Raw genomic sequence first — 25,854 nt, forward strand, 5'->3', positions numbered from 1 at the left:
GCGTAGGCCTGCCCGAACTTCAGACACCACCGCCGCACCGTCTCATACGAGACGATCACGCCGCGCTGGAGCATCAGCTCCTCAACCTCGCGGTAAGACAGAGGGAAGCGGAAGTACAGCCACACGCAGTGGGAGATCACCTCGACCGGGTACCGGTGACCCTTGTACGACGGCGGCACAGACGACACCAGCGATCCCCTTCCCAGCATGATCAACACGAAGATCATCCCACCCGGTCAGCCAACGTGACAGTGCCTGCCGGCGAGGTGGCGGGCCCTGATGGCGGCGAGGGCGACCGTGGCCATCTCGTCGTTGACGCGTGTGGGGCGGCTTGTTCCTGCCGCGCCCGGCCCGGGATGCCTGGCAGGCGCGGTTCCCTGAGCTGGCCGAGGTCGACACCCCGCGCCAGCAAGCTCGTCGACCACGGCACCGTGCACCTCATCGAGTGCGCGGACCGCGCGCTCGCGCTGCTGCTGACCGGAAGCTGCGGAGGCTGTGCACGCCGATGGGGGAACGTCATCTCGCGGTGCGCCCCGATGGCTGTCCTGCCTTCCGTGAAGCCGTACAGGCGCACGGGTAGGCACTGCTGGTCCGACCGCTCTTACCAACCCACCGAACAAGGGGCAGCGGGCTACTCGTCGTCGGACAGGGGCGCTCCTGCCGCCCGCAACTGCTCACGGACGCCCCAGCCGTAAGCATGAGCCAGGTCCTCGCCCGCGTAGTTCAGGACCTGGTCGCCGTCGTAGTCGCCCTCGCAGGCGGCGAGTCCGTCAAGCACGCCCAGAGCGATCTCGCGGGCGGCACCGGTGAACCCGAGGCCCAGGCGGCGGGTGATGTCCTGCTTGTACGGCTCGAGGGCTTCTTCCACCTGGCTGCCCGCCGCTTCGTACACGTCGACGTATCCGAATCCCGGCTGGTGCCCGGTACGCAAGTCGTCGATCTCCAGTTTCCGCAGGGCGTCTTCGACCATGACCGCGGTCTCCTGCCGCAGCCCTTCGGTGTCCGCCCGCTGCGCACGGCCGTGCCGTGCCGAGCCCGGGCTGTCGAGGAGGGCGACCGCCAGCCGCCCCACGTCCGCCCGCAGTCCAGGCCGCTCGGCGAGCAGGGACTCGAGTACCTGCCCCTTCTCGGCCGCGGTCAACTGACCGTACGCGTCCTGCGGATCGACCGTGTCCGCGTCCCGCGCGGGAGCCGGCGCCCAGCGGAGACCGGAGGCGATGGCGTCGAGGGCGAGTGCCACCGCGTGCGGGCAGAGCGTGGTGACCCTGGCATCCGCGCAGTGGCATTCGCCGGTCAGACGGCGGTTGACCACGCCCACCCAGACGTCGTACGTTCCACTGTCCGTGGTCACCGAGCCGCTCGCGCCGCCGTCGGCGGCCACGGTGTCCGAGACCGTGTCCGCGTCCCGCAGCCGCTGCCCGGCGCGGAAGGACTCGCTGGTCGTGGACGTCTTCACAGCTGTCTCGTTCACTACTGCTGCCATGTCCGTCATCCAACAACACCGCCACCGCACGACGCTACCGCGCCCGGTGCCGCAGGGGTATGACGGTGCGGGGCGTACGGCCAGGCAGGACAGCAGCCTGGGTGAGAGGTCTGACAGGATCCCGGGGTGACCCGTTTCAGCTCCGTGCTCACCGATCATCTGCGCGATATGCCGGCCCAGGCCCTCGCCGACGTACTTCGGACCCGTCCCGATGTTGCGGCCCCACCACTGCCTGGACTCCCCGAGCACCTCGCGGTCCGACTTGCCGATCCGGACCGTGTCCAGGCCGCCGAAGAGTGCCTGGGCCGCCCTGAGGCGCAGGTGCTCGATGCCGCCTGGGCCTGTGCCGCCGAGATCGTGGACTCTCACGTTCCCACCGGCGGGAGGCGTGGTCCATGGCCGCGGGTGGAGAGCGAGCCGGTGCTGCTCGCGCGCTTCGAGGACGTTCGCGCACTGCTCGGAGCCACCGGGCGGAAAGCGGCTGCCGATGTGGCTTTCTTCGTCGACAAGCTCGCACTGCGCGGTCTGGTCGCGGCCGCGCCTGAGGGGCTGCGGTTGCATCCGGCGTCGCGCGGACGATACGCCGCTCCGTTGGGTCTCGACGGTCGTGTGCTGCCCATGCTGGAGGCTCTCAACGCGGACGAGGTGCGGGTGATCGCCCGGAATCTCGGTGCCAAGGTGACCGGTCTGAGCAAGGGCCCGCTCATCGAGCTCACCGCGGCGCTCTTGAGTGACGGCTCCCGACTGGGGGCCCTGCGTGCTGCCGTACCCGAGGAATGCCGGGAGTCGGCCGAGCGGATGCTGGACGCCCTCATCGGTACCGGCCGGTGGGACGGCTACGTACAGTACGAGACACTGCGCCGGACCCCGTCGCCGCGACTGTCCCCCGAGGGGCTGGCCCAGTGGTGGCTGCGGGTTCACGGCCTCGCCTTCGGTGGCGGTCACCGTCATCTGCGGATGCCCCGTGAGGTGGCTCTGGCCCTGCGTGGTGAGGACTACCGGGCCCCGTTCACCCCGACCGCACCGACACTCGCCTCGGCGCCGCAGCAGATGGCGCGGGTGACCCGCGAGGGCGCGGCCGCGGCCGCCACCGCCGTCCGCCGTGTCGACGACGTGCTGCGTACGGCTGTCGAAGCCCCGGTCCCCTTGTTGAAGGGCTCCTCCGGCGTGGGAGCCAGGGAACTGCGCCGCCTGGCCAAGACCCTGGGCTGTCCGCAGACCGAGACGGCCTTCTGGCTCCACCTCGCCGTCCACGCCGGACTGCTCTCCCCCGTGGGCCGGGGACTGTGCCCCACTTCCGGCTACGAACGATGGCGGCGTGGTACTCCCGCGGCCCGCCTGGCGGCTCTGCTCCGATCCTGGCCCACCCTGCCCGCGCTGCCCCTGCTCGTCGGTCCTGACGCCCCGGCCCTCCTGTCGGACGAGGCCGAAAGGGCAGGAGCCGCGGGGGCTCGGCAGGCACTGACCGAGGTGCTGCGGGCCCTGCCCGAGGGCCATGGTGTCCGTGAGGACGAGCTCGTGGCCGCCGTGGTCTGGGGATGCCCGAAGCTCTTCGACGCCCCCGGAGACGAAGAGCTGGCCGAGCTGCGCCGTCGGCACTGCGAGCCGTACGCGCGCTACGAGGCGGACCGGGAGCTCGAGTCGGGCTGGGGCGGCGACGATTACGGGGACGAGGACTACTTCGAGCTCAACGGCGACGACTGCGACTGCGCGGGCTGCCGCAAGGCCGCAGCCCTGTTCGCCGCCTCTCCCCGGCCCGCGGATCTGGTCGCGGCGCTGTGCGCGGAGGCCACCCTGCTGGGTGTACTGGGGCATGGCGCACCCACCGCCCTGGGCAGGGCCACCGGAACCGGCATCGCCCGGGCTGCCGAGGAGGTGCTGCCGCCCCCGGTCGGCACGGTACGGTTCCAGGCAGATTTGACCGCCACCGCCACCGGGGTACCCGTCCATGAACTCAGCGACCTGCTGGAGAGCTGCGCTCATGCCGAAGCCCGGGGCCCCGCCACGGTCTGGCGATTCTCCGCCGACAGCGTCCGCCCTTTCCTCGACACCGACGGGCACGCCGAGGAACTGCTCCGCGAGCTGACCGCAGTCGGTGAGGGCGGCCGGGAACTCCCGCAGTCGCTCCGCTGTCTGATTGACGATGTCGCACGGCGACACGGGCACATTCGCGCGGCCGGCGCGCCCAGCTGCCTGTGGAGCGAGGACCAGGCGCTCATCGCGGAACTGTCGGCGAACCGGGCGCTGGCTTCCCTGGGACTACGCCGGATCGCCCCGACGGTGCTGCTCGGCGCGCGACCGCTGGGAGAGGCCCTGGATCTCCTGCGGGCCGCCGGGTACGCGCCCGTCGCGGCAGCGGAGAGCGGATCCGCGTCGGTCACCCGACGTCCACCGGCCAGGGAACCCGCCGCGGACAAGGACGATCCGGTCGAGGACATGGCCGTACTCGACCCCTTGCGATGGGCGCACGCCCTGCTGGCGGCGGGCGATACGGAGCCACCCGTCTGGCGCGGCCGTGCGCCGCACATCGCCCAGGCCGCACCGGAACTCGCGGCACGGGACTGCGCACGACTCGCCGACGCCATCGAGAACGGCAGACCGGTACGACTACAGGTGCGTGGCCAGGATTCTCTCATCGCCCTGGCACGGCCTGTCCTGGCGATGGACAGCTACGTCACCACCCTTACTCCGGACGACACCGAGGACTACGGCGAGACGTACCCGCTGTCTCGGATTCTGCGGGTGCTGCCGGCGGGGGATTCCCGGAAGAACACGGACGGAGAAGGACATGGTCATGGATGACAGCTCGGCGGAGCGGCTCAGGGACCTGGTGGCGGAGGCGACCGTCGACGCCTGCGACGAGGAGGAACAGCTCATGGGCCTGCACACCATGCTCGAGGAGGAGTTGGTTCTTCCCTTCACGACGCAGGTGCTCGGCCTCGACGTGCGCGTGGAGGAGATCACTTTGCGCGCGGGCGGTGGTGTGGTCGTCCTGTGCCGGCACGGCAGGCATGAGCAGGCGATCGGGATCCTCGACCGCGCTACTGGGCCTGGTAGAAGCCGGGCGCCGAAGTGCGCCGATAGGATCGCCCGATGAACGAGGTTCTCACGTCCGGTCAACCAGCCACGCCGTACACGAAGTTCCGCACGGCGCTGGGTGGTGATCCTTCCGCGGCCGAGTGCGAGCGGTGGGCCGCACAGCATCCCGGAGATCCGGAGGAGCCGTGTGCCCTGGTGGACGCCGGCTGGGCCACGGTGCGTAGCGGCGGCGACGTGGAACGCGCCCTCGCGCTGTTCCGTCGAGCGGCGGAGTCCGGCGGCGAGTTCGGGCGCGACGGGCAGGTCGGCGTGATCGACTGCCTTTATACGGCGGGACACGAGGCGGAGGCCGATGCCGCGGAGCGGGCGTTGCGGCTGGAACTGGCTTCCCTCCCGGTCGAGACCGCCGTACTCCGGATCTACGACGACATGGTCGAGGTGCTGTGCGATGCGGAGCGGAGCGAGCTCGCGTTGGAGTGGTGCCAGACGGCCCTCGACCGCGTCGGTGGACGTCCCGAGGGGCCGGAGCTGACCGCGTTCCGCCGCCGGGCGCTCATCGACCGCGGCATCCTGCGCCGTGAACTCGGCATCGACCTGGACGAGGAGGACCTGGCGGCCGAGGCCGAGGCCGACGCCTCGGTCAGAGAGGTGAGCGAACTTGTCCGGGAGCGGCTCGACGCGCTCTCCGCCAGGTCGGGGCCGGGTCTGCCGGATGCCGGGGAGGCGTTCGACTCCGTGGTGCTGCGCTGGGCAAGGCAGGACTTCGGGCAGGTGCGGGAGCGCTGGCCGGAGTCGACCGCGCACTACGGTGACGACTACGACGCATATGCCGCCCGGATCCAGCGGGAGGCCCGCGGCTACGACGAGGCCGGCGCCGCCCGTGTGCATCTGGTCGCCGGCACCCTGGCCGATTTCGACGCGTACGCCCTCCGTGAGGGGCGCGACCCGGCCGGGCAGGAGACGCGCCAGGAGTACGGCGAGTGGCGTTCCGTGGCCCACCCGGAGCAGACACTTTTCTGGCCGCCACCCCGCAACGGACCGTGCTGGTGCGATTCGGGCCGAAAGTACAAGAAATGCTGCGGCAGTCCGGCGAAGAACTGATCGGCTCAACCGGGAGAGGACGGCGAACCGCCTACCCCGCCACGGTCTGATCGTGCGTCTGCCCTTCCTGGCTGTCCGCCTGCCACTCTTGCCGCCCGCTACACGTGGTCGCGGACGCCGCCTACGACTCCGCTGCTCAATTCGGCTGAGCAGCGGAGTCCGGCCGGGAAGGCCGCAACGACCACCGCGTTGTCGCAGGTCGTGGTCCGCGCGTCGGAGCCGCCCCGGAATGCCGCAGACCCCGCAGACCCGCAGACCGCGGAGCCGAGCCGTCCAGCAGGCGCGGCAGCTCGGTGCGGCGATCGTCGTAGGGGCGCGCGCCAGACGGACGGCGCCACCGACGGCGGGCAAGTCGAATGGGGCGGGGTACACCGAGTAGCGTCGCCGAGGGGAGGCGTCGTTGAGCTGACGCGGGTTCGCAGTCGGTGGAGTCTGGTTGGCGTCGCTCGTGCACCCCGTCCTGGAAGTAGCCGCAGAGGCCCTCGCTCGGCGGAGGTCTCGTACCGGGGTTCTCGTGCCAGGGCTCGTGTCCCGCGGGTTCGGTAGGCTGGCCCGCGCAGGTGACGGAGCGTGCCCGTTGCCATCCGTTCCGCTGCTCCCCGAGCGAGGTCGCTTGAGTACCGTCACCATTCGCCCCCCCATCCCTGACGGCTCGGCTCCGCGGCCCGAAGGACTGCCCGACGCGTTCGCGGTGCTGTTGGCCCAGCTGGGCGCGGCTCCGGTGGATCCGGTCACCTCGGTGCTGGTGGACGCGGCAGTGGAGGTGTGGCGCAGGCCCGGTTTCGACTCCTTCCTGTCGCTGCCGCAGCTGTCCTTCGCGCCGTTCGGGTACCAGATGCAGACCGCTCAGACGGTGCTGCGGCGGATGCGGGGCCGGGCGATCCTTGCGGACGAGGTGGGGCTGGGTAAGACCATCGAGGCGGGTCTGGTCCTGTCCGAGCTGCGGATGCGGGGGTTGGCGGATCGGACGCTGGTGCTCACCCCGGCGGGGCTGGTGGAGCAGTGGCGCGAGGAGCTGGAGCGCAAGTTCGGCCTGCCGACGGTGATCGCCCGGGGCCGGGGCTGGGAAGAGGCGGACGCGGAGCGGCCGGTGGTGCTCGCCTCGATCGCCGCCGCGCGCCGGGAGCCGCTCAAGTCCCGGCTGACCGGGGGGCAGTGGGATGTGGTGGTGGCGGACGAGGCGCACCGGTTGCGCAATCCGCGCAGCGCCTCGGGGAAGCTCGCCCGGGCCTTGCGTGCCCGCTATCTGCTGCTGCTCACCGCGACTCCGGTGGAGAACCGGTTGCAGGACCTGTACGAGCTGGTGAGCCTGGTCGCGCCCGGGTTGCTGGGTACCCCTGCGCAGTTCCGCCGGCGGCACGCCGGAGCCGGGGCGGATCCTTCGGCGCCGCGCAACCTGGACGAGTTGCGGGCCCGTACCCGTGAGGTGATGGTTCGTCACCGGCGCAGCGAGGTCGAGGTGCTGCTGCCGCAGCGGCTGGCCGAGACGGTGCTGGTGGCGCCCTCGCAGGAGGAGGCGGAGCTGTATGCGGGGATCGCGGCCAGGATCAGGGCGGAGGCCAAGGGCGCGTCCTCGGCGCGGCTGTTGACCCTGCGGGGTCTGACGCGGCTGGCCGGATCGAGCCCGCAGGCTGCCGCGCCGACCCTGGCCAAGGCGGGCTGGCCGGACCTGGCGGCGCTGGCCCGGGAAATCGAGGGATCCACCAAGGCGGAGCTACTGCTGGAGCGGCTGCGTCGGCACAACGGACAGGGGGAGAAGGTGTTGGTGTTCACCGCCTTCCGGCAGACCCTGGACGCGCTCGCCGCGCGGCTGGAGCGCGAGGGCGTCCAGGCAGCGGTCTACCACGGCAGCCTCTCGCGCCGGGACAAGGAATCGGCGGTGGCGGCCTTCCGCGATCAGGCGCCGGTGCTGCTGTCCACCGAGTCCGCCGGAGAGGGCCGCAATCTGCAGTTCTGCCATGTGATGGCCAATGTGGACCTGCCGTGGAACCCCATGCAGATCGAGCAGCGCCTGGGCCGACTGCACCGGGTGGGGCAGGAGCACGACGTGGTGCTGACCAATCTGGTCGCCCGGGGCACCATCGAGCAGCGGATCCTGCACGTCCTCGAATCCAAGATCAATCTGTTTGAGCTGGTCGTCGGCGAGCTCGACATGATCCTGGGCCGGGTGGACGAGGACTTCGACTTCGAGGCCTCCGTCTTCGACGCCTTCGCCACCGCGGAGGACGACGCGGAGTTCGAGGAACGCCTGGAGCGCCTGGGCGAGCGGCTGGTCAGTGCCCGCACCGACTACCTGGACAGCCGCGGCGCGGTCGACGCACTGGTCGGCGGCGATGACGAGCGGGAGGCGGGCCGGTGATCCGCAAAGAGGCTGGGCTGGTTTTCTGGCTGGACTGGGTCGAGCACCGCGGCGGGCTGTGGGAGGACGCCGGGGACACTGCCCTGGCACTCCTGCCCGCTGCCCTGGCGAGCGAGCTGGAGCTGCCCGAGGAGACCGCGGTCACCGCCGACCCCGATGCCGCCCGCGAAGACGGCGCCCTGCTGCTGGTGACCGGACACCCGGTGGTCGCCAAGGCCGCCGAGAGCGTTCTGGCCGCAGGCGACACCGGCACCCTCACCCTGGCCGCGCCGCGCTCCGTGCCGCCCGATGCCGCCACGTTGCTGTCCAAGGCCCGAGAGCATCTCCCGGTCGAACACGGCCGCCTGGATCCGCGCGCCGGCGCCACGCCCGAGCGGGCCCTGCGGCCGGTGCTGCGCGTGGGCGCCCTGGTGGGCTACGAGCTCTCCGCGGAGGACCACTTTCAGGAGCAGGTCGAGGTGTTCGTCGACGTACCCAGCCGCCTGCGGGTGCCGACGAGGGTCAGCGAGCGCCTCGCCCGCACCGGCCATGACCCCCGTGCCGAGACCGCACTGCCGGCCGGGCTTGCCGCCGCCGTGGACCACGACTCCACCAGCCGGCCGGACCTGGCCGCGGCCCTCGCCGAGGCCCACCGGATGCTGGAGGCAGCCGCCGAGCTGCGCCGTGACGGGCTGGCCGGGCAGATCGGCGACGCGTACGCCAAGGAGCGCGCCCGCGCCGAGGAGTACTACGCCGCCGCCGTGGACTCCTTGGAGCGCCGTGCCACCACCGCGCCCCAGGACCGCGCGGCGTTGCTGCGCGCCCGTATGGAGAGCACCCGCGAGGAGGGCGCCCGCCGCCTGGCCGAGATCGCCGAAAAATACCGTGCCCGCCACACGCTCACTCCCTACCGGCTGCACCTGCTGGGAGTCCCGGTGCTGCGCCTCGCGCTGGACGTCCGCAGGGGCGAGCGGCGCTACCCGCTGGACCTGGACTGGCTGCTGCCCGCCGGAGAGTTCGCCCCACTGCGCTGCCCGGCCTGCGCCCAGAGCGGTGCGCCGCTGGTCGCGGCCAAGACCCATCTGGGCTGCGCCCGATGCCTGGCCCCCAAGCACCCCACCCCGGTTCCGGCCTCGGAGTCCGTACCGCCGCCCCGCGACGGTGCCGCCGCGCACGCTGCCGCATCCGCGGAAGGCGCGGTGGCACCGGTGCGTGCGGACGCCACCGTTGCTGTGGGGCTGCCGGCCGCACGAAACGCCGAGGCCGCAGGCGGCGCTGCGCCGCGGAGCGGGGGTGGAGCGAAGGCCGGGCGAATCGCCGAGGCGTCCGCAGCGCGCGCCGCATCCTCCCGCCCCGGCTCCCGGCCCGCCACACCCGGCCATGCCCCGTCCCCGCCGCAGCGCCGATCTGTCGATCCCCAGACCCTGCAGAAGCGTGCCTTCACCTTCTGGGAGCACGCCGCAGGCGGCGACCGCCGCAAGCTGGAGCGGCTGTGCACCCCAGACTCGCCCGCCGCCGCCCTGCTGCGGCTGTACGGCGCGGCCGGGCCGCTGTACGGGATCGGCGTCGACTCCCGGGAGCGGGTGGAGTCCTGCAGCGCCGCGGTCTTCCCCGCCGAGGGACGACGCGGCTGGGACAGTGCCGGAGGTGAGGTCCGCACCGACCGGGGACGCCATGACTACCTGCTGCGCTGGTCCCTCGGGCCCGACCGGCTGATCGCCGAGGTCCTGCCCCACCAGACCCCCTACGCGATGAACGCCAGCACCATGATGGCGCGCTACCGCCCAGGTGGTACTGAGCCGGCCACCCGCCTCCCGCGCACCGGTGCCGAGCTGGACCCGGTCGCCCACCTGCTGTGGCGGCGCACCCCTGCCCGACACGGGGCGCACCTGGCCGCACGGGCCCTGGCCTCCTGGTGGCGACTGGCCGACCCGCGGGCGTTGCGGGAGCGCTACCCGGCTGCGGTCCTCGCTGCCGCCGCCGAGCGGTCCGCCTGCTACTGGAGCGGCGTCGGCGGGGGCGGTTACGGCGACGCGGCACGGCTGTGGCAGGTCCCCGAGGCCGACCTGCGCAAGGCCGGCACGCACCTGCAGCGTTTGCTGAAACTGACCCAAGACCAGCCCTGGTAGTCGCGCACCGCGCCCGGCCCGATCGGCCGGGCCGTCCCCACCCGGAACGCGCTGCCGAAGACTGCGGGTGCCGACCGCCTCGCCGCCGACCGCCCGGCGGACGCACTCGCCGTCTACCTGCGCGCCATCGAGCCCCTCAGGACCGTCACCGGCGACGCCAACTACCAGCAGATCGTCCGGCTGCTGCTCAGCGCCCGTGTCTGCCACCAACGCCTGGGCGCAGCCGCCGAGTTCGAGACATGCCGCACCGCGCTGCGTGGGTCGTGTCCCGCCTCGTGGTGTAAGCGACCTTGCTCGACGAGTTCCGGTAAGCCGCGCGTCGGCCACCCCATTGGACATGGCTCCCCGCGTCGTGCGCGGCTGACCTGCCGTCAGCACTATCGGCAGTCCCGAACCGCGTCGATGTGGCGATGACCTGCGCATTCCGAGTACTTGATCGGCTACACCACCTGGCGGGACACCATCCACAGCTCCCCTGTCTGGTTGCGGATCGAGGCGTCGCCGACGTCGCTGACGGACACCACAGCGACCGGCGGACGGCGCTCGCGCAGGGGCATACTGGGCGCATGGAGTCACGGATGCGGTATGCGGAGATCCGGCCGTACACGGTTCCAGAGACCCTGGATGAGCTGACCGGTCCGAGGGATGGGGTCGTGGTTCTGCCGACCGTGTTGGACTGGTCGCCGAAGAGGGCCTACGCCCTGTCGGACGACGTTGACCTGCGGATGCTCTATGAGACGGTCATCCGCGAGGCCATGCATGTGGAGGAGCTGCGGCAGTTCCTGGACTCGATGCTTCCCTCGGCGGTGTGGCAGAGATTGTGGCTTCCGCCGCGGGTGCGGCTGATGTGGGAAGGGCGCTTCCCGGAGCTGGCCCGCAGGGCTGCGTAGTATTCGCTGGCATGGACCCGTCAGGCGCGCCCGTATCGGTCTTGGAGCCGCCGTGAGATACGGCTTCGTCCTGGCCTGCGGGTACGCGGTTCAGGCGCACGGGTTCCTGGAACCCGAGCACCGACAGGCGCGGGCTCCTTCGCCGGCTCCGGCGTCCGGCACCCGAGCAGGGGGACACGGTGCTGGAACCCAGCGAAGGGGCGCTTGTAGAGGTCCTACAGTGACCTCCGTTCCTCTCTCTGACCGGTTGACAGTGTCGTCGGGAGCCCAGCTCCAGTCTCGCCGGTGGGCCGGTGACAATCCCTTCGGTGGACAACCGGTGGACAGACGCCTTTGGACCGTGCATCACGCGGTGGCACGGGTCAACCTGTTGCACATGCTCTGATCAGGAAAAACGTCACTGGGCGGCACGACGAGGCACTGCGCAACACGATCGCTCATGGTCTCGTAATGCGTAGGTCTCGCTACCTGACGACGCGCACCGACTGCACTCCACACCATGAGGCGGCTTCAAGGGCGCATGGTCAGCTCGGAAGGGGGCCCATCCCACCTCAAGAGCGAGGCGCGGCAGGGACATCCCAGGGACTTTTCAGGGACTTTCACGCCTGTCTCAGGGAGATTCCAGGGACTTTCCGCCGCGTAAGCAGGGAAGGCCCTGACAGCGCTGAAAGATGCAAACGCGCAGGTCAGGGCCCATCCCGTCAGCACTCGATGATGTTCACCGCGAGCCCGCCGCGCGCCGTCTCCTTGTACTTGACCTTCATGTCGGCGCCGGTCTCCTTCATGGTCTTGATGACCTTGTCGAGGGAGACGTGGTGGCGTCCGTCGCCGCGTAGCGCCATCCGAGCGGCGGTGACAGCCTTGACCGCGGCCATGCCGTTGCGTTCGATGCAGGGGATCTGAACCAGGCCGCCGACCGGGTCGCAGGTCAGTCCGAGGTTGTGTTCCATGCCGATCTCGGCGGCGTTCTCGACCTGTTCAGGGTTGCCGCCGAGGACCTCGGCAAGGCCGCCGGCGGCCATGGAGCAGGCGGAGCCGACCTCGCCCTGGCAGCCGACCTCGGCGCCGGAGATAGAGGCGTTCTCTTTGAAGAGCATGCCAATGGCGCCTGCCGCGAGGAGGAAGCGGACGATGCCGTCCGCGTCGGCTCCCGGCACGAAGGCGCGGTAGTAGTGCAGCACCGCCGGGATGATGCCGGCCGCGCCGTTCGTCGGGGCGGTCACTACCCGGCCGCCCGCGGCGTTCTCCTCGTTGACCGCCATCGCGTACAGAGTGACCCACTCCATGGCGCGGTCGGCCGGGTCGCCCTCGGCCCGCAGCGCGCGTGCCGAGGTCGCGGCTCGGCGGCGGACCTTCAAGCCGCCCGGCAGGATGCCCTTGCGTGACAGGCCGCGGGCCACGCACGCCTCCATCCCTTGATCTTCGCAGGGAATCCCGGCGTTTACGCCGGGAGGGAATGCGATCCCTGGGGCGGAGGCGCGGAGCGCCGGAGTGCTCTGCGCCGTTGTCAGTGGGGCCCACTATGTTGATCAGGAAAACCGAAGGGGGTGGGCTGGATGATCCGTGCGTACAAGTTCCTCATGCGGCCCACCGTCCGCCAGGACCAGGCTCTTCGCGAGATGCTGCGCGATCACTGCTCGCTCTACAACGGCGCCCTGCAGGAACGCCGCGACGCCTACCAGCACACCTCGAAGACCACGGTCCGATACGGGCAGCAGTCTGCGCAGCTCAAGGAGATCCGGGCCTTCGACTCGGAACGTCAGGGCCGCTGGTCGTTCTCCTCCCAGCAGGCGACCTTGCGCCGGCTGGACAAGGCATTCGCCGCGTTCTTCCGCCGCATCAAGGCCGGAGACAAGGCCGGATACCCGCGCTTTCGTGGAGCGGCCCGGTTCGACACGGTGGACTTCCCCAAGGACGGTGACGGCTGTCGCTGGGACTCCACCCCCAAGGCCCCCGTGACCCGCGTGCGTCTGCAGGGGGTCGGGCACGTCAAGGTGCACCAACACCGGTCGGTGACCGGCAAGGTCAAGACGATCAGCATCAAGCGCGAAGGACACCGCTGGTATGTGATCCTGACTGCTGAGCAGACCGAGCCGGAGCCGCTGCCCGCCACCGGCAGCGTGGTCGGCATCGACCTGGGCATAACCAACTTCCTCGCCGACTCAGGCGGCGGATTCGTGCCCAACCCGCGTCACGGGCAGAAGGCCGCCGCGAAACTCGAAGCAGCTCAGCAGACGCTCAGCCGGTGCAAGCGCGGCTCCAGGCGTCGAGGCAAGGCCGTTAAGGAGGTTGCCCGGCTGCATCGCAAGGTGCGCCGTCAGCGGCTCGACCACGCACACAAGACCGCGCTTGACCTCGTGCGCGAACACGACTTCATCGCGCACGAAGACCTCAAGATCCGCAACATGAGCAAGGCCCCCGAGCCGCGTCCGAACGGGGACGGTACCTACGCCCCGAACGGGGCTGCGGCAAAGGCCGGGCTGAACCGCTCGATCGCTGATACCGGATGGGGGGGTGTTCCTCGCGATCCTGAACGCCAAGGCAGAGTGCGCCGGACGGGAAGTGGTGGCCGTGGACCCCCGCAACACCTCGCGGCGATGCCCCGAATGCGGGCACATCGCCAAGGAGAACCGGCCCACACAGGAGAAGTTCCACTGCGTCTCGTGCGGCCACAGCGCGCACGCGGACACCGTGGGAGCCACCAACGTTCTACGGGCCGGGCTGGTCCGTCGCGACGCCAACCCGGCATAGCGAGAAGCCCCCTCGTTCACGAGGGGGAGGAGTCACGGCTGCCAGGCCGATGTCCAGGCGCCTGCAGGCGGCGGCGATGGTCGCGCCGTCGGCGCCCAGGGCCCGGATCCAGGCCTCGGTCTCGTGCGGCCACATCCGCAGGTCGGCCCAGGCGGCGGCCTGGGCCCGCACGACAACCGCCCGCATGCGTGGTGCCCGGGCCCGGAGGATGCCGAAGATGTGGTCCTGTAGCGACCGGCGGTCGGTGCGCCGGCCTGGGTGCGTCGGCCGGGACGGCGAGGGCATGCGTCGGCGCACGGCGGCCAGGTCGGCGGCGAGATCGAGGCCTTCACGAGCGGCGAGCGTTTCCGTGCTCGCAGCACTCGGCTCCTCGACAGGGGCGAAGTAGTCGTAGATGGCCTGCAGTTCGGGGTCGTTGAAGCGTGCAGCGGGCATAGCGGACTCCAAGAAGTGATGGCGGGACGCGGGCATGAGGAAGGCCCCGTGCGCACGGGGCGACGGGGCTTTCGAGGAGGGCGTGGGCCAGCGGTGTGTCGAATGCCGCCAGCAACGAAAAAGGGGTGGCGGTTAGCCACCCCTGAGGCGGAGTAGATGCACACCCCGCACGACAGCGGCCAGCGTAGCCGCGCAACTCGCCGCGTGTGGCGAACTCACCCAAATGCGCTGCCGCGCTGCTCTCGTTTCCCGCTGCCTTTGTCTGCCTGCTGTGCATCCTCCGGCCGCGCCCCGGTCCTCCGGCCAGCCGGCAGTCCGCTACCGCGTTCCGCTAGACGCCGACCAGCGTTCGGTTACGCTCCGGTCCTGGTCAGACATCCCATGCCGTCTTGGTGTCAAGTGGCGGCCGAGAGGGTCGCGTGGTGTGACCACGCGGTGGACTCGTCGTAGGGGGTGTGCGTCTTGAGGCATCCGTGGAGGATGCCGACGAGGCGGTTGCCGAGCTGTCGCAGGGCGGGGTTGTAGCCCGCGTCGCGGGCGCGCTGTTTGTCGTAGTAGCGCCGGGCTCCGGGCGAGGTGTTCAGCGCCGAGAAAGCCTGCCGGTGTAGGGCATCAGCGAGGCGGTTGTTGCGTGCGTAGCGGGCCTGAACGGCGTGTGTGCGGCCGGAGGCACGGGTGATCGGGCTGGTGCCGGCGTAGTTCTTGCGGGTCTTCGCGGAGGTGTAACGGGTGGGGTCGTCCCCGAACTCGGCCAGCACCCGGGCGCCGGTGATCGCGCCGATGCCGGGCATCGACAGGTAGATCTGAGCGTCCGGGTGCGCGCGAAAATGCGCGCTCACCTGTTCTTCCATCATGGTTATCTGCTCGTTCAGGGCGATCAGGAGCCTGGCGTGCGCGGTCGCGGCGGCGCCGTAGGCTGCCGCGACCGGGGTGGCGACGCCGAGCTGGGGTTCGCGCAGCGCGGCCTGGATCGCGCCGGCCTTCTGGTCGCGGTGGTGGCGCCGGTGCCGGGCCAGGACCGCGGTGATCTGGGGCTTCGTCAGCTTCGCCGCCTGCTCCGGGGTGGGCGCCTTGATCAGCAATTCCAGGGCGTCGGTGCTGGTCAGCTCCAGGGACGCGTAGGCGGTCAGCGCGCCTGGGAAGTACTCGCGCAGCGTGTTGCGCAGCCGCTGGAAGGTACGGGTGCGTTCCCAGATCAGGGTCTGGTGGGCGCGGGCGACGACGCGGACGGCCTGTGCCTGGTCGCTGTCGCCTGCGACGGGTCGCAGTTGGGGGCCGTCGATGCGGACCATGTCGGCGAGCGCATGTGCGTCGCCCTTGTCGCTCTTGGCCCCGGAGGTGCCGTACCGTTCCTTGAATCGCGCGGCCTGGCGCGGGTTGATCGCGTAGACGCGGTAGCCGGCTGCGAGCAGCGCCTGCACCCAGGGGCCGCGATCGGTCTCGATCCCGACTGCGACGTTCTCAGGCTCCAGGTCCTCGACGCCGTGCCGGGCTATGAGCATATGCAGCTTGGCGATGCCCTCCACGCCCTCGGGCAGCTGGGCGGAGGCCAGTTTGCGGCCTGTCTCGTCCTGCAGCTCGACATCGTGGTGGTCCTCAGCCCAGTCATCGCCAATGAACAGCACCAGCACTCAACTCCTCGCCCTCGTCCGCTACTTGCATGCAGCCAGCGGAAGGCACGGCTCGCGCCCTAATGGATCCAGTGCTCACGCCCAACCGCCCGGCGGGCACGCCATCCCATCAGCAGTCAGGCCTCCCGGCCAACCAGCAGGGGCACGGTCTGACCACAGAGCTCGAATGGCTCCGGCATGGAGAGTGCTCACCCGCTGGCGGCTACGGACCGTAGTCTCCCTCACGGCCCGACGAAGCCCATTAGGCAGTTGTAATGGAAGGGGTGAGGTGGGCATGCAGGAGCCGGGGGCGGACCGGGAGGAGTGCCGACGCTGCGTGGGAGCGGCGGCGGCGGTCTGGGTGCGTGCGTGTCCAGCACCGGGGGCGACGATAGCCGATCTCCGCCGGCCTGGGTGGCCGTACCCGGCGTCGAACCCCGGGAGCCCTACCGCGGCCTGAAATACCCCTGGGGTGCCTGTGCCGCGACTGCGGGACGATCACCTCGCCCACCCTCGGGTCGATCCTGGCCGGGCAGAGCGGATGCCGGCGCTGCCCCGAGCTGTGGGCCGCCGCGCGCCGGGGCGAGCGGCCGCCTTGATGCGCGAGGTCGGCTGCGATCAAGTCACCGTATGCGGTTGCGGTTCCAGGGGCGGGGGATCACGGACCGGCAGCGAGAGGAGCACTTCCGCGCGAGGAAGGTCCACGGGCGTTGCGACGCCTGGCTTTCCCGCCCGAATCCGGCTCGCAGTGTCGGACGGCCTGTCCCGGCCGCCGGGTCTGGCCGTGCTGCTGGCGTGGTGTCCCCTCGTTGCCCGTGGTACTGCGGGGAGGCCGGGCTGCCCGACGCGGTCCCGGCCGATGTGCGTCGTCCGTGCCCCGAGGCACCCCGTTGGTCAACTTGCCCCTGACCCAGTGGGGTTGCGGCAGGATGAGTGGCATGGGACGAGCCTCTCGCCGGCGCGCAGAACGCCGTAACGCGCCGCTGGTTGAACGCGGCGGGGGGTCGGGGGAGCGGTATCTCATCCGCCCGGCCGCCGCGGACGATGACCTCGGGGTCCTGCACGCTCTCCTCGAAGCGGTGGACTTCCTCGACCCGGTTATGCCGACGGTGATCGTCGACCGGCTGCGCACCGGCTGGCGGCTGCCGGGCCAGTTCGGTGCCGCGAGCCTGCTGGTCGCCCAGGAGCAGTCGGAGGGACAGACCGTTGCGCTTGCCCATGCGATTCCTCCGGTGGAGTGGCTGCTGTCCATGGAAGGCGTCCTCGGCCGTGAACTGTGCACGCTGCTGTCGAGGGTACTCGTCGAGCTGGAGGCCGTGTCCGTGGCCGACAGCGCCCGGGGCCAGTGGCTGGGGCACCGGCTCGTCGGCGACCTGGTCCGCTCCTACACCCGCCAGGGTTACCAGGCGATGCTGGGCGGAATCCACACTCGCAAGCCGTACCTGGCGCCCTACTACGAGGCGGACGGCTTCAGCGTTCTGGTCGCTGGTGCCCCGCTCGATCTGTGCCTGCCCATCGGCCGGTTGCGCTACCCGGCGGAGCCGTCGATGCGGCATCTGGTGCGCCCGCTCGGCCCGGCGGTGTCGTACCGTGCCGGCGAGCTTCAGGGCCTGCTGGCAGGCCGGCTGTCCTGAGCCGATCCCGGCGTAGCACGAGGGCCGACGACGTCGTGCCCCCCGCGACGAGTGGCTGATTGAGACAATGCGCGGCTTTGGCGTCACTGACCTGAGCCTGCTACGACTGGCCGCCGGCGTGCTTGACCGACTCGCCGATCCGAGCTGGGCCGGCCTGGGTGCCCCACACGATCTGGTGGCAGCTCTACCCGCTCGGCTTCGGTGCTACCCCCAGCCCGGGGGTGACCGCGCTCGTCCGTCGGCGTGGAGGAATTGAGGGAGGCGCTAATCGATGTCGCCCTGGAACAAGGGACTTCTTGGCGGCCCCGTCGCACGGCCCCGGTCGACCCTAGCTGGGCATGCGCCCGATGTGGGTGACGAGGATGCGGATGACGTCGTTGTCGATGATGTACAGCGCCCGGTACGAGCCGACCCTCAGGCGCCGGTACACACTGCCGTACGGCGTTGAGTTGGCAGGCCGGGGATCCTCGGCGAGGGCGTCCACGGCTTCGTACAGGGCGGCAAGACCCTGCGGGTCGTCTTTGAGGAACCGTACTGCGGCGCTGGTGGCCTCGGGCTCCCAGATGATGCTGTAGGTCATGTACGCAGCCCCAGCATGCGGCCGACTTCTTCGTGACTGACACCCTCGCCGAGCGTGCCCTGCGCCATGCGCCGCTCGCGTTCAGCGATCGCCAGGGAGTCCTCGAGATCCTCTATCACCTGGGGTGATACGAGGAGTGCCGCGACGTGGCCGTGGTCGGTGAGTGCGATGGTCTCGCGGCCGTGTGCAGCGCGCCGCACGAGGTCACCGAGTTCGGAGCGTGCCTTGCTGATCGCGATCTCAGTCATGCTCACATGATGCCACAAGATTAATCTAGTGCACATCATGCCGAGCCTGGACAGACCGGGGATTCCGAACCGTCGGACTGCCCCGCGATTTGGCGTGCCACCAGGCTGCGCACGTGGTGGAGGAGGTCCTGCCGGTCGGTACCGCGTGGGAGCCGGGCGGCGCGGCAGCCGGTCATAGACCGGGCGGTCCGGCCGTCCGGTCCGACGTCCTCGTCGCTGTGCTGAGGGTCGCGATCGCCTCCCACCGTGACGTGCGCGTCCTGGTGGCATTCCCTGATCGTGAGGAAGCCGAACGCCTCCGTCTCCTGGGGAGCCTCGGATTCGACCCTGACGTCGACTGAACCGGTGCGCCGGGTTCAGCAGGCCCTGTGTGTCGCTCGTCCGGGCCGGGTGTCGCCGAATGTTCCCGCCTGTCTCGTGGGGCTTGGTGTACTGGACTGTCGGAGCTGAGCGAGGCAGGGGAGTGGGACGTTGGGCGGGTTCAGCAGGGGTTACACCCTCGGGCCGAGGGGCGCGTGCGGGTGACGGACTTCAAGGACTTCGAGTGGGTGGTGTGGCGCCTGGAAATCCAAGACCCGCAGCAGCTCGCGGGCGAGGATCCGGACCTGGACGAGCGCACCCAGGAGACGATGACGGAGCTGGCCGCGTCACTGGGCTGCGTGTACGAACTCTGCGTCGACTACGACTCCCACGACGACGAAACGCCGTACTACGCCTGGTGGGTCCGCCTGCCCGCAGCCGAGCATGCCCGACTCGACAAGGACGGCCTGCCGCTGGTCATCGGCCCGCTGCGCCAGTACCTGACCACCCAGCTTCCCGACGGTTTGAAGTGGGAGATCACGCCGGACCGCGAGTTGACGTACGACCACGCCGGCAGCGTGGCCATGCGGGCCGCCTACGACGATCTGATCGCCGCGTTCGAGCGCGCCCTGATGCCGCTGCACGTGGACGGGGCCGATGCTCTCGATCCGCGGGCGAAGGTCTGGAAGTGGGAGGAGAACCTCCTGGTCGGCACGTTCGACCTGTGGCTGTGCAACGACACTGACCGCCCGCACACCTGGATCGTCGTCACCGTCGGCCTGTGGACCGAACCGCAGCTCTTCGACGAAGAGCCCGCAACCCGCCTCGGCCACTTCGACTTCACCCCGCACCACCCGCTGCTCCTCCTGCCCCGCCCGCCGGCCCCGGCGACCTTCACCGCCCGCATCACTTCCGGCTCTTTCCCCCACAAGGGCACCTCCAGGACGAAGGCCGCCGACGCCATCGGGACAGCTCACCAGTGGACGGCCAACGACCCCGCCATCCTGGCCGAGCGGGTCGCCCACGACCTCACGCTGCTGTGGCCGCACCTCACCGGCCCGGAAAGGAGCTGACGATGGCCTCGTACGCGAAGGACCCGCGCTGCACCGCCATGGCCGAAGCCCTCGTGCCCCTGCTGCGCCGCAACTGCCCAGACGGCGCCGGCGGATTCGGCGGCTCGTACCAGGTGAACCTGGATGACGAGGAGGCCGTCGGATTGGGCGGGGTGGAACTGATCCGGGCCGCGATGCGTAAAGCGGCCCGGCAGCTCGGCTGGAAGGTCACCACGATCGGGATGATCGGCACCCGCCACGGCACCATGGTCGTCGTCCAGGACGTGCGCGAGGTACCCGAGGAGCACCAGGCCGTCCTCAACGATGCCATGAACGACCGGATGCGAGCCGCGCTGCACAAGGTGTGGGGCGAGCAGGGCCCGGCCCCTGTCCAGCGCGGCTCGGTGGCCTTGATGACTCAGGAGTTCCGCGCGGCCGTTGCCACGGGCAGCGCCTAACGCTGTACCGGGGCCTGGGCGAAGTGCAGCACGACGGCCTTGGCTCCGGCGGCGACCTCATCGACCAGAGCGTCGCTGCGCGGGTCGGCCGCATGGCGCGTAGCCCAGATCATGGCGAACTTGATGATCTGGTCGACGTCACTGGGACACAGCACGATCGCGTCACCGGTGTGCAGCGGCTCGGGCTGGCGGTGCTGCCACAGCCGGTAGAAGCGACCCTCTTCGTCGTTGAAGCCCAGGTGCAGGTCGCGTACTGACACGAAATCGAGAGATTGCAGCGATGTGAGATCGGAGTGGTCGTGATGCGTGAGGCGTACGACGGGTACCAGGCAGCGGGCCGGTTGAAGGTGCCGGTTGCGGCCTGGCGGTGGGCGGCGGTCTCGAACCTGGTCCCGGCTGCCAATGCCGGAGTGGGTCTGTGGTCGCGTGCGGTTGTCGAGGTCACAGATGCGGAGGCGGTGCGGGCGGTGCTGCGGAGACCGGCCGTTAGCCTGCTGGTATGTCAGAGCGTGTTATCCCGGGCCGTACGGGCGGCCTGATCACTCTGGGCGCCGCGGACGCTCTGTGGGCCGGCTTGACGGCCGGCAGCGCTGTGCCGACGGCTTCTGCGGCGTTCACCTGCTCTCCTGCCAATGCCCAGGCGGGCTACGTCCTGCTCGGTAGCCGTGTGGTGGCGACGGTGGAGGTAAGCGGCGGCCAGTGGAGTGTTCCGGAGACTGAGGTGCGCCGGGCGGCAGCGGAACTGAACGCGGTTGAGATGGACCGCCAGGACCTGGTCCGCATCGGTCCGTTCCGTGACGGGCCGAAGCAGGAGCACAACGAGGGAACGCCGCTGCGATGGCGCCAGCGCATCGCCCGGGAACTGCAGGAACTGGACAAGCCCGAGCGGGAGCCACGATGTGATGGCGGCCGGCCGTACCATCTGGCGGGGATCGACTGGCGGCGGATGCTCGTGGAGGAAACCCGCGACCGGACGGCGCGGACATGGTGGCTGCCGCGCGCTGTGGTCAGGCTGCTGGATGTGGCCGAGCACACCGAAACGCGGTGGCTGCGAGCCGCGCGGACCTGCCAGGCAAGCCCAACCGTCACCGAGTCGCCCTCCCACCACTGGCAGGCCCGAGCCGCCGACGGCCGGCAGACGACGAGTCCCGACTGCCCAACCGCCCCACTGCGCCCGTACAACGAGGAACTGAAAGGCCACTTGTACTCGGTACTCAGCAGGAAACCCGGCACCTCCCGCAAGGTGGCTGGGTGGACTTGCGCCATCTGCCACACCGCACCCGCCGCCGTACTCGACCACTGCCACGAACACGGCTACGTCCGGGCCCCCGTCTGCCACTCCTGCAACACACAAGAACGCCCCGACCACCTCTACAGCAACGACATCCGCGTGGCCAACCACTACACACGTCTCTTCCACACCCACACCGCCGACTGGCTCCGCCACTGGCACCGCTGCCCCGGCTGCCGCACCCGCACCACCCTGCCACTGCCCCACCTCGCCGCATGGACCGCCCACATAGCCTGCCGATCACTGCGCCCGACCCACCGCGACCCCCGCGGCTCCCGCGGGCGCAAACCCTGCGGCGCGCTGCGCGTGTCCTGGACCGGCAGCCACAATGCGCCCGGTTCCTGCCTGCTCACTGTCGCCGTCGACTTGTGCCCCTCCGGCGAGCACCGTGTGCTGGCGCAAGTCTCCTACCGCGAAGCCGCCGAGCGGTTTCGCACCTGGCTGGCCGAGACCGCCCCTGCCGTGGCGGCTGAGGCCGGACCCGACCGCCTGGACGGCCTCCCCGCCCGGTTCCGGCCAGTCATCGTGGACACCAGCGGTGAGGGCCTGGCGCTTTTCTGAGCGAACAGCGAGAGACCCGCCACCAACGTCGACCGGGTGATGACGAGGGCCATGATGACGAAGCCGAAGGGCAGGGCTGTCAGGCGCCGACGCAGAGCGTCGTAACGGCGGCTGTATTCGGCTCGGAGGTGGTGTGCGCCGGTGGTGGTGTGGCGGAGCATCTGCCGCTGGTGAGAGGTACTCCCTGGTGGCTCTGTCCACGAGAACGGACAGCGGATGTTCAGCACTTCGGGAGGCACCTGGTTGTGTCACGCGAATCGAACTGTCCATGTGTTTCGGCAGCGCCGTGTCGGCGTCGGTTGAACCGTGACCCTCTGACGGCGGATCAAAACTGACTCACTTCGTGGCATCCATATCAACCTGATCTTGACTGGAGATCGGGAGGAGAGGGTGATCCAAGTGGAGGACTGGGCAGAGATCCGGGCATTGTCAGGTTGAGCGGAGGGCTCTTCGGCGCCGTGAGATGATCACGGTTCTCGTCGTCGGAGGGCCCTGCTCATGGACGCCATCACCCCGTCGTACAAGGGCTACCGCTTCCCTGCCGAGGTGATCGCCCACGCGGTCTGGCTCTACCATCGGTTCCCCCTCTCGTACCGCGAGGTCGAAGAGCTCCTGCTGCAGCGCGGGATCGAGGTCACCTACGAGACGGTCCGCCAGTGGTGCACGACCTTCGGCCCCGTCTACGCCGCCGGCCTGAGGAAACGCCAGATACACCCCGGGGACAAGTGGCACCTGGACGAGGTCTTCATCAAGATCCGAGGCGTGCAGAGGTACCTGTGGCGGGCCGTGGACCAGGACGGCAACGTCCTGGACATCCTGGTGCAGAACCGGCGGGACACGGCCGCGGCGAAACGGTTCTTCCGCAAGCTCATGAAGGGCGCGGGCGCGGTGCCCCGGGTGGTGGTCACCGACAAGCTCGCCTCCTACGGGACCGCGCATCGCGAGGTGATGCCCTCGGTGGAACATCGCGCGCACAAGGGATTGAACAACCGGGCGGAGAACTCCCATCAGCCGACAAGGCAACGCGAACGCGCGATGAAGGGCTTCCGCTCCGTCGGTGGGGCGCAGCGCTTCCTGGCCTCGTTCAGTCGGATCTCCCCGCACTTCCGCCCTGGCCGCCACCTGATGTTCGCCCCCGAGTACCGCACCGCCATGAAGGACCGCTTCACCATCTGGAACGAGATCACTGCCACCACCGGACACCCCGTCCCGATGGCCTGAACCACACCCCGAACCGGGCAGAGGGGCCCGGAACGGCCTCGGCATGCCAAGAGCCGGAAGCCTCTCGCTCAACCTGACAATGCCTTCTGCGCGGACTTCTTCACCACCTACAACGAGCACCATCGGCACAGCGGCATAGGGCTGATGACCCCCGCCATGGTCCACACCGGCCAGGCGGAAGAGATCCACGCCCAGCGCGCCGACGTTCTCCGGGCCGCACACTCAGCACACGCCGACCGGTTCCGACGAGGCACCCCCAAGCCACCCAGCCTTCCGGAGCCCTCCTGGATCAACAAGCCGGCCCAGCAGACCGGCGAGACAGAAATCGCAGCAAGCTAAAAACATCAACAAACCGACTCAAACAGGTTGACGGGTTCCGAGCTCTGCCGACGGGGAAGTCGGCGACGTCCCCGATATCGTGCCACCCCGGCTTCACCAACTCCGGCACCACCTAGGCGTGATTGGCGCCAGAAGCCTGCCGGTAGGCCAGGTGACCGCCGATCGCCCCGCCGAGACCGACGACCGCCAGGCCGGCGAACCTGAGCGCCTTTCCCAGGGCGGTGCGCCCCCGTACCCGAGCAGTGATAGATCCCGCGTACAGCCCCACTCCCGTGTCGTTCGCCGCCGCGTGCACCAGCCCCATCCGCATCTGCCGGTGCTGCAGCTCCGCCCAGTCGGCCCAGCCCGCCGCGGCCGCCGGAACGGCGGCAGCAAGCCCGACGCCGATCAACGTGCTCGCTGCCCGTCGCTGTCCCGGGAGCAGGTCGAGCACGGCCGCCGAGAACCAGGTGCCGATCGGCACCTGCACCATCAGCGGATGAACGGGATGGCCCAGCCAGCGGCCGTGCAGCACGTCCCTCGCACGGCCAAGGGGAACCGCTCGAACCGTGCTGCGGACGTGCTCGACGAGGCCGTCCAGGGCGGCAGCGCGCTCCAGCCGGTCCATACCCTGGATGATCCTGCCGGGGCCCGACGCCGACGGCAGTACGCGTGTCAGCGCCCGCCGCACAGCTCCAGCAGCAGGGACACGGTCGTCGAAATCCGGCGATTCAGTCATGAACAACAGGTAACCGTGCCCTGCGTTCCGCAGCTGATGGCGGGTTCTGGACACGGTTGACGGTGTTGTCGCAGGTCACGTGGTTTCGGCCTGGTGGAACGGCCAGAATCACCTAGTAACACGTTTCATGTGACTAACCTGCGTTGACCTGCGGTGATGCTGCTAGGGTCTGGAACCATGTACGTACGGGCGACGACGAGAAAGAACAAGGACGGCTCGTCCGTGCGCTATCTGCAGCTGGCGCACAACGAGTGGGACGCCGCCACGGGCACCTCACGCCCGCAGGTCCTGCACAGCTTCGGCCGTGAGGACCGCCTGGACCGCCCGGCCATCGAACGGCTGGTCGCCTCGCTGACCAAGCTCCTCGACCCGGCCGCGGCCCTGCGTGCCACCTCCGGCTCGGAGCTGACGTTCCTGGCCTCCCGCCCGATGGGCGGCGCCCATGCCCTGGACGGCCTGTGGCACCGGATCGGGATCGACACCGTGATGAAGAAGCTTCTCAAGGGACGCCGCCTGGACCCGGCCGCCGAGCGGGTGCTGTTCGCGCTGGTCGCCAACCGTGCCCTGGCCCCCAGCTCGAAGCTCGCCGCGACCCGCTGGATCGAACACGACAGCCACATCCCCGGCCTGGCCGCCACCAGCGAGGACGCCTGCTACCGGGCGATGGACTGGCTGTTGACCATCGAGGACCAGCTCGCCGAGGAGGTCTACTGGGCCGTCGCCGACCTCCTCAACCTCGAAGTCGACCTGCTGTTCTTCGACACCACCAGCACCTACTTCGAGACCGGCGAGGCGGACATCCCCGCCGCCCGCGACGAACACGGCCGCCGCCTGGACGCACCGCCCGAACCGGATCCGCAGCCCGACAGCCAAGACGGCGACGGCGACGGCGAGGAGAACGTGAAGTCGTTCCGCGCGTACGGCAAGAGCAAGGACCACCGCCCGGACCTGCCACAGGTCGTCATCGGCATGGCGGTCACCCGCACCGGCATCCCGATCCGCGTCTGGTCCTGGCCGGGGAACACCGGCGACCAGTCGCTGATCCGCCAGGTCCGCGAGGATCTGCGGGAGTGGAAGCTGACCCGGGTGGTGTGGGTGGCCGACCGCGGCTTCGCCTCCGAGAAGAACCGCCGCTTCCTGCAACGGGCCGGCGGCCACTACATCCTCGGCGAGAAGATCCGCTCCGGCTCACCCGCCGCCCAGGCCGCCTTGTCCCGCCAGGGCCGCTATGCACACGTCGCCGACAACATGCAGGTCAAGCAGGTCCAACTCGACGACACCGCCGACCGGTTCGTGATCTGCCACAACCCCGAACAGGCCAAACGCGACGCCGCGATCCGCGCCGACCTCCTCACCCAGCTCAACGAGACGATCGCGAACACCGACAAGCTCAGCGCGATCAAGCGCGCCGAACTGCGCGGACGGCTGTCCACCAAGCCCGGCCTCAACCGCTTCCTGCGCGTCACCCCGAAGGGGCTGCTGCGGATCGACAAGGCGGCGATCAAGGCCGAGGAGCGGCTGGACGGGAAGTTCCTCCTGCGCTGCAGCGACCCGCACCTGTCGGCCGAGGACATCGCGACTGGCTACAAGCAGTTGCTGGAAGTTGAACGCGGCTGGCGCGATATGAAAACGATCATCGATCTGCGGCCCGTCTACCACCGCAAGGAAGACCGGAT

General features: G+C 69.9%; 21 protein-coding genes and 3 pseudogenes. 15 read left to right on the plus strand and 9 right to left on the minus strand.

What is annotated here, in order from left to right:
• Together ACWD6R_RS33850 and ACWD6R_RS33855 are read right to left on the minus strand one after the other, a co-directional pair.
• Positions 1-188, minus strand: a pseudogene (locus tag ACWD6R_RS33850) (IS6 family transposase); the annotation flags it as partial.
• A gap of 443 nt (positions 189-631) precedes the next feature.
• Complete coding sequence (locus ACWD6R_RS33855; RefSeq protein WP_451822219.1) at positions 632-1,483, minus strand: hypothetical protein; 852 nt, start codon at positions 1,481-1,483, stop codon at positions 632-634.
• 126 nt (positions 1,484-1,609) lie between these two features.
• Between ACWD6R_RS33855 and ACWD6R_RS33860 the strand changes: the two genes are divergently transcribed.
• From ACWD6R_RS33860 to ACWD6R_RS33885, 6 genes are all read left to right on the plus strand, one after another.
• Positions 1,610-4,285 carry a helicase-associated domain-containing protein gene (locus ACWD6R_RS33860; RefSeq protein ID WP_451822220.1) on the plus strand — a complete coding sequence of 892 codons (2,676 nt, stop codon included), beginning with the start codon at positions 1,610-1,612 and terminating at the stop codon, positions 4,283-4,285.
• A complete protein-coding gene (locus tag ACWD6R_RS33865) occupies positions 4,278-4,580 on the plus strand; it encodes a hypothetical protein (RefSeq protein ID WP_451822221.1) in 303 nt (100 codons plus the stop codon). Before ACWD6R_RS33860 ends, ACWD6R_RS33865 begins: the two co-directional genes overlap by 8 nt.
• A complete protein-coding gene (locus tag ACWD6R_RS33870; protein WP_451822222.1) occupies positions 4,577-5,623 on the plus strand; it encodes an SEC-C domain-containing protein in 1,047 nt (348 codons plus the stop codon). The genes ACWD6R_RS33865 and ACWD6R_RS33870 overlap by 4 nt, the downstream gene beginning before the upstream one ends.
• Positions 5,624-6,236: 613 nt before the next feature.
• Positions 6,237-7,982 carry a DEAD/DEAH box helicase gene (locus ACWD6R_RS33875; protein ID WP_451822223.1) on the plus strand — a complete coding sequence of 582 codons (1,746 nt, stop codon included), beginning with the start codon at positions 6,237-6,239 and terminating at the stop codon, positions 7,980-7,982.
• Complete coding sequence (locus tag ACWD6R_RS33880; protein WP_451822224.1) at positions 7,979-10,090, plus strand: hypothetical protein; 2,112 nt, start codon at positions 7,979-7,981, stop codon at positions 10,088-10,090. The genes ACWD6R_RS33875 and ACWD6R_RS33880 overlap by 4 nt, the downstream gene beginning before the upstream one ends.
• Before the next feature lie 566 nt (positions 10,091-10,656).
• Positions 10,657-10,980, plus strand: coding sequence for a hypothetical protein (locus ACWD6R_RS33885; protein WP_451822225.1), 324 nt, complete (start codon positions 10,657-10,659; stop codon positions 10,978-10,980).
• Positions 10,981-11,681: 701 nt separating this feature from the next.
• Here ACWD6R_RS33885 and ACWD6R_RS33890 read toward each other — a convergent pair.
• Positions 11,682-12,398, minus strand: a pseudogene (locus ACWD6R_RS33890) (L-serine ammonia-lyase); the annotation flags it as partial.
• 138 nt (positions 12,399-12,536) lie between these two features.
• Here ACWD6R_RS33890 and ACWD6R_RS33895 point away from each other — a divergent pair.
• Positions 12,537-13,731, plus strand: a pseudogene (locus ACWD6R_RS33895) (RNA-guided endonuclease InsQ/TnpB family protein).
• Here ACWD6R_RS33895 and ACWD6R_RS33900 read toward each other — a convergent pair.
• Both ACWD6R_RS33900 and ACWD6R_RS33905 read right to left on the minus strand, forming a co-directional pair.
• On the minus strand, positions 13,690-14,166 hold the full coding sequence (locus tag ACWD6R_RS33900) for a hypothetical protein (RefSeq protein ID WP_451822226.1): 477 nt from the start codon (positions 14,164-14,166) through the stop codon (positions 13,690-13,692). The pseudogene ACWD6R_RS33895 and the gene ACWD6R_RS33900 overlap by 42 nt on opposite strands.
• A 395-nt stretch (positions 14,167-14,561) precedes the next feature.
• Positions 14,562-15,791 carry an IS110 family transposase gene (locus ACWD6R_RS33905; protein ID WP_451822227.1) on the minus strand — a complete coding sequence of 410 codons (1,230 nt, stop codon included), beginning with the start codon at positions 15,789-15,791 and terminating at the stop codon, positions 14,562-14,564.
• A 923-nt stretch (positions 15,792-16,714) separates the two neighbouring features.
• Between ACWD6R_RS33905 and ACWD6R_RS33910 the strand changes: the two genes are divergently transcribed.
• Positions 16,715-17,410: a GNAT family N-acetyltransferase gene (locus ACWD6R_RS33910; protein ID WP_451822228.1), complete on the plus strand. Its 696-nt coding sequence runs from the start codon at positions 16,715-16,717 to the stop codon at positions 17,408-17,410.
• A gap of 328 nt (positions 17,411-17,738) precedes the next feature.
• On the opposite strand, the gene ACWD6R_RS33915 is transcribed toward ACWD6R_RS33910, so the two are convergent.
• Complete coding sequence (locus tag ACWD6R_RS33915) at positions 17,739-17,990, minus strand: type II toxin-antitoxin system RelE family toxin (RefSeq protein WP_451822229.1); 252 nt, start codon at positions 17,988-17,990, stop codon at positions 17,739-17,741.
• Positions 17,987-18,238: a type II toxin-antitoxin system Phd/YefM family antitoxin gene (locus tag ACWD6R_RS33920; protein ID WP_451822230.1), complete on the minus strand. Its 252-nt coding sequence runs from the start codon at positions 18,236-18,238 to the stop codon at positions 17,987-17,989. Before ACWD6R_RS33920 ends, ACWD6R_RS33915 begins: the two co-directional genes overlap by 4 nt.
• Before the next feature lie 113 nt (positions 18,239-18,351).
• Between ACWD6R_RS33920 and ACWD6R_RS33925 the strand changes: the two genes are divergently transcribed.
• From ACWD6R_RS33925 to ACWD6R_RS33935, 3 genes are all read left to right on the plus strand, one after another.
• Positions 18,352-18,579, plus strand: a complete 228-nt coding sequence (locus ACWD6R_RS33925; protein ID WP_451822231.1) for a hypothetical protein — start codon at positions 18,352-18,354, stop codon at positions 18,577-18,579.
• Positions 18,580-18,759: 180 nt separating this feature from the next.
• On the plus strand, positions 18,760-19,611 hold the full coding sequence (locus tag ACWD6R_RS33930; protein WP_451822232.1) for a hypothetical protein: 852 nt from the start codon (positions 18,760-18,762) through the stop codon (positions 19,609-19,611).
• A 2-nt stretch (positions 19,612-19,613) separates the two neighbouring features.
• Positions 19,614-20,048 (plus strand): hypothetical protein, encoded by a 435-nt coding sequence (locus tag ACWD6R_RS33935; RefSeq protein ID WP_451822233.1) that lies wholly within the window; start codon positions 19,614-19,616, stop codon positions 20,046-20,048.
• On the opposite strand, the gene ACWD6R_RS33940 is transcribed toward ACWD6R_RS33935, so the two are convergent.
• Positions 20,045-20,308 (minus strand): hypothetical protein, encoded by a 264-nt coding sequence (locus ACWD6R_RS33940; protein ID WP_451822234.1) that lies wholly within the window; start codon positions 20,306-20,308, stop codon positions 20,045-20,047. The two genes, ACWD6R_RS33935 and ACWD6R_RS33940, sit on opposite strands and share 4 nt — an antisense overlap.
• 239 nt (positions 20,309-20,547) lie before the next feature.
• Here ACWD6R_RS33940 and ACWD6R_RS33945 point away from each other — a divergent pair, with 239 nt between their 5' ends.
• The 3 genes from ACWD6R_RS33945 to ACWD6R_RS33955 all read left to right on the plus strand — a co-directional run bounded on the left by ACWD6R_RS33945 (position 20,548) and on the right by ACWD6R_RS33955 (position 23,460).
• Positions 20,548-21,900 carry an endonuclease domain-containing protein gene (locus ACWD6R_RS33945; protein ID WP_451822235.1) on the plus strand — a complete coding sequence of 451 codons (1,353 nt, stop codon included), beginning with the start codon at positions 20,548-20,550 and terminating at the stop codon, positions 21,898-21,900.
• A 498-nt stretch (positions 21,901-22,398) separates the two neighbouring features.
• Positions 22,399-23,121, plus strand: coding sequence for an IS6 family transposase (locus ACWD6R_RS33950; RefSeq protein WP_451822236.1), 723 nt, complete (start codon positions 22,399-22,401; stop codon positions 23,119-23,121).
• Between the two features lie 144 nt (positions 23,122-23,265).
• Positions 23,266-23,460 (plus strand): hypothetical protein, encoded by a 195-nt coding sequence (locus tag ACWD6R_RS33955; protein WP_451822237.1) that lies wholly within the window; start codon positions 23,266-23,268, stop codon positions 23,458-23,460.
• A gap of 112 nt (positions 23,461-23,572) precedes the next feature.
• Here the strand turns inward: ACWD6R_RS33955 and ACWD6R_RS33960 are convergent, their stop codons facing one another.
• Positions 23,573-24,178 (minus strand): DUF2231 domain-containing protein, encoded by a 606-nt coding sequence (locus ACWD6R_RS33960; protein ID WP_451822238.1) that lies wholly within the window; start codon positions 24,176-24,178, stop codon positions 23,573-23,575.
• A gap of 177 nt (positions 24,179-24,355) precedes the next feature.
• On the opposite strand from ACWD6R_RS33960, the gene ACWD6R_RS33965 reads away from it, so the two are divergent.
• Positions 24,356-25,854: IS1634 family transposase (locus ACWD6R_RS33965; protein WP_451822239.1), on the plus strand; the 1,499-nt coding region annotated here is incomplete at its 3' end.

The organism is Streptomyces sp. NPDC005151 (assembly GCF_053599875.1).